Annotated in this window: 8 protein-coding genes; 7 read left to right on the plus strand and 1 reads right to left on the minus strand. The window is 72.3% G+C overall.

Annotated elements, in window-relative coordinates; translation table 11 throughout:
* Positions 1 to 29 precede the first annotated feature (29 nt).
* The 4 genes from ABD236_RS19145 to glmM all read left to right on the plus strand — a co-directional run bounded on the left by ABD236_RS19145 (position 30) and on the right by glmM (position 4,631).
* Positions 30 to 1,652: an ATP-binding cassette domain-containing protein gene (locus tag ABD236_RS19145; RefSeq protein ID WP_344074975.1), complete on the plus strand. Its 1,623-nt coding sequence runs from the start codon at positions 30 to 32 to the stop codon at positions 1,650 to 1,652.
* 482 nt (positions 1,653 to 2,134) lie between these two features.
* The gene (rplM, locus tag ABD236_RS19150) at positions 2,135 to 2,578 is read left to right on the plus strand and encodes a 50S ribosomal protein L13 (RefSeq protein ID WP_067164642.1); all 444 of its coding nucleotides are present in this window, start codon (positions 2,135 to 2,137) and stop codon (positions 2,576 to 2,578) included.
* Positions 2,579 to 2,622: 44 nt separating this feature from the next.
* Positions 2,623 to 3,141 (plus strand): 30S ribosomal protein S9, encoded by a 519-nt coding sequence (gene rpsI, locus ABD236_RS19155; RefSeq protein WP_190092219.1) that lies wholly within the window; start codon positions 2,623 to 2,625, stop codon positions 3,139 to 3,141.
* 131 nt (positions 3,142 to 3,272) lie between these two features.
* Positions 3,273 to 4,631: a phosphoglucosamine mutase gene (glmM, locus tag ABD236_RS19160; RefSeq protein WP_344074976.1), complete on the plus strand. Its 1,359-nt coding sequence runs from the start codon at positions 3,273 to 3,275 to the stop codon at positions 4,629 to 4,631.
* A gap of 86 nt (positions 4,632 to 4,717) precedes the next feature.
* Here glmM and coaA read toward each other — a convergent pair whose 3' ends face one another.
* Positions 4,718 to 5,704, minus strand: a complete 987-nt coding sequence (gene coaA / locus ABD236_RS19165; RefSeq protein WP_344074977.1) for a type I pantothenate kinase — start codon at positions 5,702 to 5,704, stop codon at positions 4,718 to 4,720.
* Between the two features lie 121 nt (positions 5,705 to 5,825).
* Here coaA and glmS point away from each other — a divergent pair, with 121 nt between their 5' ends.
* From glmS to ABD236_RS19180, 3 genes are all read left to right on the plus strand, one after another.
* Positions 5,826 to 7,673 (plus strand): glutamine--fructose-6-phosphate transaminase (isomerizing), encoded by a 1,848-nt coding sequence (gene glmS, locus ABD236_RS19170; protein ID WP_344074979.1) that lies wholly within the window; start codon positions 5,826 to 5,828, stop codon positions 7,671 to 7,673.
* On the plus strand, positions 7,670 to 8,038 hold the full coding sequence (locus tag ABD236_RS19175) for a holo-ACP synthase (protein WP_344074980.1): 369 nt from the start codon (positions 7,670 to 7,672) through the stop codon (positions 8,036 to 8,038). Before glmS ends, ABD236_RS19175 begins: the two co-directional genes overlap by 4 nt.
* 228 nt (positions 8,039 to 8,266) lie before the next feature.
* Entirely contained in the window at positions 8,267 to 9,697 is a 1,431-nt protein-coding gene (locus tag ABD236_RS19180) for an NAD(P)H-hydrate dehydratase (protein ID WP_344074981.1), read from the plus strand.
* The last annotated feature ends 117 nt before the right edge of the window (positions 9,698 to 9,814 follow it).

Consider the following 9,814-nt stretch of genomic DNA (forward strand, 5'->3'; position numbering starts at 1 on the left):
GTGCGCACGGAGTGGGCGACAATCCCCTTATGGGACATGTAGAAGCCGCACACCTGGAGTACTACCTGCCGGACGGACGGGTCCTGCTGTCGGACGCGTCGTTCCGGGTGGGGGAGGGTGCGGTGGTGGCCCTGGTCGGGGCGAACGGCGCCGGTAAGACGACCCTGTTGCGGATGATCTCCGGCGAGCTCCAGCCGCACGGCGGGACCGTCACCGTGGGCGGCGGGCTCGGCGTGATGCCGCAGTTCGTGGGTTCGGTGCGGGACGAGACGACCGTCCGGGACCTGCTGGTGTCGGTGGCGCAGCCGAGGCTGCGGGCCGCCGCGAAGGCCGTGGACGAGGCCGAGCACCTGATCATGACGGTGGACGACGAGGCCGCGCAGATGAAGTACGCGCAGGCCCTCTCCGACTGGGCGGATGTGCAGGGGTACGAGGCGGAGACCCTGTGGGACGTCTGTACGACGGCCGCGCTGGGGGTCCCGTACGACAAGGCCCAGTTCCGCGAGGTGCGCACGCTCTCCGGCGGTGAGCAGAAGCGGCTGGTCCTGGAGGCGCTGCTGCGCGGCTCCGATGAGGTGCTGCTGCTCGACGAGCCGGACAACTATCTGGACGTGCCGGGCAAGCGGTGGCTGGAGGACCAGCTGCGGGCCACGCGCAAGACGGTGCTGTTCATCTCGCACGACCGGGAGCTGCTCTCCCGTGCCGCCCAGAAGATCATCGCGGTGGAGCCCGGGGTCGACGGCTCGGACGTGTGGGTGCACGGCGGCGGCTTCGGCACCTTCCACGAGGCCCGCAAGGAGCGGTTCGCCCGCTTCGAGGAGCTCAAGCGGCGCTGGGAGGAGAAGCACGCCCAGCTGAAGAAGCTGGTCGTCTCGCTGCGGCAGGCGGCCGCGGTCAGCCACGAGCTGGCCTCGCGGTACGCGGCGGCCCAGACGCGGCTGAAGAAGTTCGAGGAGGCGGGCCCGCCGCCGGAGCCGCCGCGGGAGCAGGAGATCACCATGCGGTTGCGGGGCGGGCGTACCGGTGTACGTGCCGTGACCTGCGAGAACCTTGAGCTGACCGGGCTGATGAAGCCGTTCTCGCTGGAGATCTTCTACGGCGAGCGGGTGGCGGTCCTGGGGTCGAACGGCTCGGGGAAGTCGCACTTCCTGCGGCTGCTGGCGGGGGACGCGTCGGTGGCGCACTCCGGTCTGTGGAAGCTGGGGGCGCGGGTGGTGCCCGGCCACTTCGCGCAGACCCACGCGCACCCCGAGCTGCTGGGGCGCACGCTCGTCGACATCCTGTGGACGGAGCACGCCAAGGACCGGGGCGGGGCGATGTCGGTGCTGCGGCGGTACGAGCTGGAGCGGCAGGGGGACCAGCCGTTCGACCGGCTCTCCGGCGGCCAGCAGGCGCGCTTCCAGATCCTGCTCCTGGAGCTGGCCGGGACCACGGCGCTGCTCCTGGACGAGCCGACGGACAACCTCGACCTGGAGTCGGCGGAGGCGCTCCAGGAGGGGCTGGAGGCGTACGAGGGGACGGTCCTGGCCGTCACCCACGACCGCTGGTTCGCCCGCTCCTTCGACCGGTATCTGGTGTTCGGGGCGGACGGGGTGGTGCGGGAGGCGTCGGAGCCGGTGTGGGACGAGCGCCGGGTGGCCCGCGTGCGGTAGGCCCACCGGGGCTGCGCCGCGCCCGGGCCCCTGTGCGGAGGCTGTGCCCCCTGCGCCCCTCTCGCGGGGCCTGCGGCCCCCGCACCCCGCTCCGCGGTCGTCTGCGGGCCGTGGCCGGTTGCTCGCGCAGTTCCCCGCGCCCCTAAAAGCGCCCGTGGCTGAGCCCAGGGGCGCGGGGAACTGCGCGACCAGCCCCAGCGCGCCCGCAGACGAAGACGGGCACGACCAGGGTCGCAGGCGGGATCCGTGCCCCGGGGCGGGGACGTTTTGACCCGCACGGGCGAGCGCGGGTATTCTTCTGGTTCGTTATGCGTATTGGCTTGGTCGTTCTCACGCGAGGGGCCTCTACGTAAGTTCTCTGGAGCAGTTACCAGTGGCTCGCATACGGGCAGCGTCCCCGGCAGTGTGAGCCCAAGCTGCATGATCGCTTCAGGGTGCAAAGTTTCTGGACCCCATCCACTGAAGAAGCGAAGGCTACGACCGTGCGTACGTACAGCCCCAAGCCCGGCGACATCACTCGCCAGTGGCACGTCATTGACGCCCAGGACGTCGTCCTGGGCCGTCTGGCGACCACCGCTGCGAACCTCCTCCGTGGCAAGCACAAGCCCGTCTATGCGCCCCACATGGACATGGGTGACTTCGTCATCATCATCAACGCCGACAAGGTTCACCTGTCCGGCAACAAGCGCGAGCAGAAGCTGGCCTACCGCCACTCCGGCTACCCGGGCGGTCTCCGCTCGGTGCGCTACGACGACCTCCTGGCGAACAACCCGGAGAAGGCCGTCGAGAAGGCCATCCGGGGCATGATCCCCAAGAACTCCCTGGGCCGTCAGATGATCTCGAAGCTGAAGGTCTACTCGGGCGACCAGCACCCGCACGCTGCCCAGCAGCCGGTGCCGTTCGAGATCACCCAGGTCGCGCAGTAGTTCCGGCCACACCCCCAAAGACAGAAAAGAATCTGAGGAGCATCGTGGCCGAGACCACTGTCGAGACCCCCGTCGAGGGCGACGAGACCTACGACGCCGTGACCACCTTCGAGTCGGAGGTTCCGGTCGAGGGCGAGTACACCACCGAGTCCCTGGCGTCCCGCTTCGGCGACCCGCAGCCGGCCGCCGGCCTGGGCCGTCGCAAGAACGCCATCGCCCGCGTCCGGATCGTCCCGGGCACCGGCAAGTGGAAGATCAACGGGCGTACGCTCGAGGACTACTTCCCGAACAAGGTCCACCAGCAGGAAGTCAACGAGCCCTTCAAGGTGCTCGAGCTCGACAACCGCTACGACGTCATCGCCCGCATCTCGGGTGGCGGCGTGTCCGGCCAGGCCGGCGCCCTGCGCCTCGGCGTGGCCCGTGCGCTGAACGAGGCGGACGTCGAGAACAACCGCCCGGCGCTGAAGAAGGCCGGCTTCCTCTCCCGCGACGACCGTGCGGTCGAGCGCAAGAAGGCCGGTCTCAAGAAGGCCCGCAAGGCCCCGCAGTACAGCAAGCGCTAAATCGCGCCTGCCGCCTGTACGGCTCTCGTCCGCCCCGGCAGCACTCTTGGTGCTGCCGGGGCGGCGTTGTTTTTGACACCAGTGGCGGGCGCCCGGGTGCGGCGCCTGGTGGATCTCTTTGGAGGACAGCAGTGGGACGACTCTTCGGTACGGACGGTGTACGCGGCGTGGCCAACGCCGATCTGACGGCTGAGCTCGCGCTCGGCCTCTCGGTCGCGGCGGCGCACGTACTGGCCGAGGCGGGTACGTTCGCGGGCCATCGGCCCACCGCGGTGGTCGGTCGTGACCCCCGCGCGTCCGGGGAGTTCCTGGAGGCCGCGGTCGTGGCGGGCCTCGCCAGCGCCGGCGTCGACGTGCTGCGCGTCGGCGTGCTGCCGACCCCGGCCGTGGCGTACCTCACGGGCGTCCTCGGCGCGGACCTCGGCGTGATGCTCTCCGCCAGCCACAACGCCATGCCCGACAACGGCATCAAGTTCTTCGCGCGCGGTGGCCACAAGCTCGCCGACGAGCTGGAGGACCGGATCGAGCGCGTCTACGAGCAGCACAGCACCGGCGAGCCGTGGGAGCGCCCGACCGGCGCCGGCGTCGGCCGCGTCCGCAGCTACGAGGAGGGCTTCGACAAGTACGTCGCCCACCTCATCGGTGTGCTGCCGAACCGTCTCGACGGTCTGAAGGTCGTCCTGGACGAGGCGCACGGCGCCGCCGCCCGGGTCTCGCCCGAGGCGTTCACCCGGGCCGGGGCCGAGATCGTCACGATCGGCGCCGAGCCGGACGGGCTCAACATCAACGACGGCTGCGGCTCGACCCACCTCGACCTGCTGAAGGCCGCCGTCGTCGAGCACGGCGCCGACCTCGGCATCGCGCACGACGGCGACGCGGACCGCTGCCTGGCCGTGGACGCGCAGGGCAACGAGGTCGACGGCGACCAGATCCTCGCGGTGCTCGCGCTGGCCATGCGCGAGGCGGGCACCCTGCGCGGCGAGACCGTGGTCGGCACGGTCATGTCCAACCTCGGCTTCAAGATCGCCATGGAGCGCGAGGGCCTCCAGCTGGTCCAGACGGGCGTCGGCGACCGGTACGTCCTGGAGTCGATGAAGGAGCACGGCTACGCGCTGGGCGGCGAGCAGTCCGGCCACGTGATCATCCTCGACCACGCCACCACCGGCGACGGCACGCTCACCGGTCTGATGCTGGCCGCCCGCGTCGCCGCGACCGGCCGCACCCTGGCCGACCTCGCGGGCGTCATGGAGCGCCTGCCCCAGGTCCTGGTCAACGTGCCGGACGTCGACAAGTCCCGGGTGGCCACCTCGGCCGAGCTGACCTCCGCGGTCACCGAGGCCGAGCGCGAGCTGGGCTCCACCGGCCGGGTGCTGCTGCGCCCCTCGGGCACCGAGCCGCTGGTGCGGGTCATGGTCGAGGCGGCCGACATCGACCAGGCGCGGTCGGTGGCGGCCCGTCTGGCGGACGTGGTGAAGTCCGCGCTGGGCTAGGCCGGTCGCGTACTCCGTACGCCCAACGAGCGGGCCCGCCCGGGGAGTTCCCCCCGGCGGGCCCGTTCTGCTTCGCCGACCGCTGCTCAGAGTTTGCGGAGCGAGAGCTTCTGCACCTTGTGGTCGGGGCCCTTGCGGACGACGAGGGTGGCGCGGCCGCGGGTCGGGGCCACGTTCTCCACCAGGTTGGGCCGGTTGATGGTCCGCCAGGCGGTGCGCGCGTAGTCCAGCGCCTCCTCCTCCGAGACCTGGGTGTACTTGCGGAAGTACGAGGACGGGTCCTGGAACGCCGTCTCGCGCAGCTTGCGGAAGCGGTTCAGGTACCAGGTCTCGATGTCCTCGGTACGGGCGTCCACGTACACGCTGAAGTCGAAGTAGTCGGCGAGGCCGACCCGGGTGCGGCCGTCCTGGCCGGGCAGGGCGGGCTGGAGGACGTTGAGGCCCTCCACGATGAGGATGTCCGGGCGGCGCACGGTCAGCAGCTCGCCGGGCACCCGGTCGTAGATCAGGTGCGAGTAGACGGGCGCGGTGACCTCGTTCTTGCCCGCCTTGATGTCGGCGACGAACCGGGTCAGGGCGCGCCGGTCGTACGACTCGGGGAAGCCCTTGCGCGACATCAGGCCGCGCCGCTGGAGCTCGGCCATCGGATAGAGGAAGCCGTCGGTGGTGACGCGCTCCACGCGCGGGTGCTCGGGCCAGCGGGCGAGCATCGCCTGGAGCAGGCGGGCGACCGTGGACTTGCCGACGGCGACCGATCCGGCCACGCCTATGACGAACGGGGTGCCGCGCTGGGCGCCGTGCCCGTTGCCCGCGTCACCGAGGAAACGGTTCAGCGAGCCGCGCAGCTCGGCCGTGGCCTGGACGTACAGGTTGAGCAGCTGGGACAGCGGCAGATAGACGTCCCGGACCTCGTCCAGGTCGATGACGTCGCCGAGCCCGCGAAGCCGTTCCACCTCCTCGGCGGTCAGCGGCAGCGGCGACTTGTCCCGCAGCGCGCTCCACTCGCTGCGGGTCAGGTCGACATAGGGGGTCGAGTCCGCCCGGTGGGCGCTTCGTGGCGGCGAAGTGATCACAGGCCCATTGTCGGGGGTGGCGGCCGGATGTGGGGGGTGGGGTGGGTCACGCGGTCGGCCGCCCGGGGCGGTGCCCGGGGAGTGGGCCCGATTCGCGGCCGTACGGCCGTAGGCTGCCGCCATGTGCGGAATCGTCGGGTACGTGGGAGCGCAGTCAGCGCTCGATGTTGTCATCGCCGGACTGAAGCGGCTCGAATACCGGGGCTACGACTCGGCCGGGGTCGCGGTCCTCGCCGACGGCGGGCTCGCCGCGGCCAAGAAGGCCGGCAAGCTCGTCAACCTGGAGAAGGCCCTGGTGGACCGGCCGCTGCCGAGCGGCTCCACCGGCATCGGGCACACCCGCTGGGCCACCCACGGCGGCCCCACCGACGCCAACGCCCACCCGCACCTGGACAACGCGGGCCGGGTCGCGGTCGTCCACAACGGGATCATCGAGAACTTCGCGGCGCTGCGTGCGGAGCTCGCCGAGCGCGGCCACGCGCTGGCGTCCGAGACGGACACCGAGGTCGTCGCGCACCTGCTGGCGGAGGCGTACTCCTCGACCGAGGACCTGGCCGAGGCGATGCGGCAGGTCTGCCGGCGCCTCGAAGGGGCGTTCACGCTGGTCGCGGTGCACGCCGACGAGCCGGACGTGGTGGTCGGGGCGCGGCGGAACTCCCCGCTGGTGGTGGGCGTTGGAGAGGGTGAGTCCTTCCTCGCCTCGGACGTGGCCGCGTTCATCGCCCACACGCGGTCCGCGATCGAGCTGGGCCAGGACCAGGTCGTGGAGCTGCGCCGGGACGGTGTGTCGGTCACCGACTTCGACGGGGCTCCCGCACAGGTGCGGTCGTACCACGTGGACTGGGACGCGTCGGCCGCGGAGAAGGGGGGCTATGACTACTTCATGCTCAAGGAGATCGCCGAGCAGCCCAAGGCCGTGGCCGATACGCTGCTCGGCCGGATCGACAACGCGGGTTCGCTGACGCTCGACGAGGTCCGCATCCCGGCCTCGGTGCTGCGCGAGGTCGACAAGGTCGTGATCGTCGCGTGCGGTACGGCGTACCACGCCGGCATGATCGCCAAGCTGGCGATCGAGCACTGGACGCGGATCCCCTGCGAGACCGAGCTCGCCAGCGAGTTCCGCTACCGCGACCCGATCCTCGACCGGCGCACGCTGGTGATCGCGATCTCGCAGTCCGGCGAGACCATGGACACCCTGATGGCGCTGCGGCACGCGCGCGAGCAGGGCGCCAAGGTGCTGGCGATCTGCAACACCAACGGCTCCACGATCCCGCGCGAGTCGGACGCGGTCCTGTACACGCACGCGGGCCCCGAGGTCGCGGTCGCCTCCACCAAGGCGTTCCTGACCCAGCTGGTCGCCTGCTATCTGGTCGCCCTCTATCTGGGCCAGGTGCGCGGGACGAAGTGGGGCGACGAGATCCGGGCGGTGATCCGGGAGCTGGCGTCGATCGCGCAGGACGTCGACCAGGTCCTGGAGACGATGGAGCCGGTCCGGGAGCTGGCGCGGTCGCTGGCGGACAAGGACACGGTGCTGTTCCTGGGCCGCCATGTGGGCTATCCGGTGGCGCTGGAGGGTGCGCTGAAGCTCAAGGAACTGGCGTATATGCACGCGGAGGGGTTCGCGGCGGGGGAGCTGAAACACGGGCCGATCGCGCTGATCGAGCAGGACCTGCCGGTGGTGGTCGTGGTGCCGTCGCCGCGTGGCCGTTCGGTACTGCACGACAAGATCGTCTCCAATATCCAGGAGATCCGGGCGCGGGGGGCGCGGACGATCGTGATCGCGGAGGTGGGGGACGAGACGGTCGTGCCGTACGCGGACCATCTGATCCGCATCCCCGCCACCCCGACGCTGCTTCAGCCGCTGGTCGCCACGGTCCCGCTCCAGGTCTTCGCCTGCGAGCTGGCCACGGCGCGGGGCAACGAGGTGGACCAGCCGCGCAACCTCGCGAAGTCGGTCACGGTCGAATGATCATCGGGGTCGGGATCGACGTGGCCGAGATCGAACGCTTCGGGGAGTCGCTGCGGCGCACGCCCGGGCTGGCCGGACGGCTCTTCGTGGAGCAGGAGTTGCTGCTGCCGAGCGGGGAGCGCCGCGGCACGGCGTCCCTGGCGGCCCGCTTCGCGGCGAAGGAGGCCCTGGCGAAGGCCCTGGGCGCGCCGGCGGGCCTGCGGTGGACGGACGCGGAGGTGTACGTGGAGGAGAGCGGGCAGCCGCGGCTGCGGGTGCGGGGGAGTGTGGCGGCTCGGGCTGAGGCGTTGGGGGTTCGGGGGTGGCATGTGTCGTTGAGCCACGATGCGGGGGTGGCTTCGGCGGTGGTGATCGCGGAGGGGTAGCGCGGCGCTTGGGGTGCCCGGTCTTTGTCTGCGGGTGTGTGGCCGCTTCTCGCGCAGTTCCCCGCGCCCCTAAAGGCGCCTGTGGCTGAGCTGGGTTCTCCGGCTGCGGCCTCCTACCTAAGGGGCGCGGGGAACTGCGCGAGCAACCGGTCACTCAGCCGCAGACGAAGGCCGGGCCCCCAAGCCGTCGCGGTGGCGTCGCTAGCGTGGATTGGGAAGGGTGGGGGCATGCGTATTGCTTATCGTGTGGAGACCGTTCGGGCCGCCGAGCAGGAGCTCATGGCCCGCCTCCCCAGCGGCGCGCTCATGCAGCGCGCCGCCGCCGGCCTGGCCGCCGCCTGCGCCGGAATGCTCGGCCGGGTGTACGGCGCCCGCGTCGTCGTGCTCGCGGGTAGCGGCGACAATGGCGGCGACGCGCTCTACGCGGGCGCCCGCCTCGCCAGGCGCGGCGCCGGCGTCAGCGCCGTCCTGCTCGCCCCCGACCGCGCCCACCAGGGCGGCCTCGCCGCACTCCGGCGCGCCGGCGGCCGCGTCACCGACGACCCGTACGACGTGCTCGCCGCCGCCGACCTCGTCCTCGACGGCATCACCGGCATCGGCGGCCACGGCGGGCTGCGCCCCGACGCCGTGCCCGTGGCCCGCGCCGCCCGGGGCTCGAACGCCCTCGTCGTCGCCGTCGACCTCCCCAGCGGGGTCGAGGCGGACAGCGGCGAGGTGGCGGGGGAGGCGCTGCGCGCCGACGCGACGGTCACCTTCGGGGCGTACAAGCCGGGGCTGCTGATCGACCCGGCGCACGCGTACACCGGCGCCGTCCGCCTCGTGGACATCGGCCTCGAACCCCATCTCCCCTCCGTCCCGGACTGCGAGGCGCTCCAGCACGCCGACGTGGCGCAGCTGCTGCCGGTGCCGTCCGGGGAGAGCGACAAGTACCGGCGCGGGGTGGTCGGGATCGTCGCCGGGTCCGCGCGCTACCCCGGCGCGGCCGTACTGGCGGTGGCGGGGGCGCTGCACGGCGGGGCGGGGGCCGTGCGGTACGTCGGGCACGCCGCCGACGACGTCATCGCCCGCTTCCCCGAGACGCTGGTCTCGGCGGGCCCGGTGGCCAAGGCGGGCCGCGTCCAGGCCTGGGTCGTCGGCCCCGGCCTCGGGGACGGGCCCGGAGCCGAGGAGGTACTGGCCTCCGACGTCCCGGTCCTGGTCGACGCGGACGGGCTGCGCGGGCTTGACGCGGCGGCGGTACGGGCGAGGAGCGCGCCGACGCTGCTCACCCCGCACGCGGGGGAGGCGGCGGCGCTGCTCGGGGTGGGCCGGGCGGAGGTGGAGTCCGCGCGGCTCCGTTGCGTACGGGAGCTGGCGGACCGGTACGGGGCGACCGTCCTCCTCAAGGGCTCGACCACGCTGGTCGCCGACCCGGGCGGGCGCGCCCCGGTCCGGGTCAACCCGACGGGCACGGCGTGGCTCGCGACGGCCGGCAGCGGGGATGTTCTGTCCGGGTTGGCGGGCTCCCTGCTGGCGGCGGGCCTGGCCGCCAGGGACGCGGCGTCGGTGGCGGCCTACCTTCACGGGCTGGCGGCCCGCCACGCGGCGGACGGGGCTCCGCTGTCGGCGTCGGCCGTGGCGGGTTCGCTGGCGGGGGCCTGGAGGGATGTGTACGCCTGAGCCCGGGCGGCGACCGGTCACCCGAGGCGACCGGCCCCCCCAAGGCCCGCCGCCCGACCCCCGCCCCCGGAGAGCCGAGGGAAGGGGCGGGGCGGGGGAATCGAAGGACCGGTGCCC

The organism is Streptomyces crystallinus (genome assembly GCF_039521265.1).
Taxonomy (GTDB): domain Bacteria; phylum Actinomycetota; class Actinomycetes; order Streptomycetales; family Streptomycetaceae; genus Streptomyces; species Streptomyces crystallinus.

What these genes read in the sequence shown, in the direction of transcription:
- ABD236_RS19180 (WP_344074981.1), top strand. Translation starts at nt 8,267, where the DNA reads ATGCGTATTGCTTATCGTGTGGAGACCGTTCGGGCCGCCGAGCAGGAG.
- glmS (WP_344074979.1), top strand. Translation starts at nt 5,826, where the DNA reads ATGTGCGGAATCGTCGGGTACGTGGGAGCGCAGTCAGCGCTCGATGTT.
- ABD236_RS19175 (WP_344074980.1), top strand. Translation starts at nt 7,670, where the DNA reads ATGATCATCGGGGTCGGGATCGACGTGGCCGAGATCGAACGCTTCGGG.
- ABD236_RS19145 (WP_344074975.1), top strand. Translation starts at nt 30, where the DNA reads ATGGGACATGTAGAAGCCGCACACCTGGAGTACTACCTGCCGGACGGA.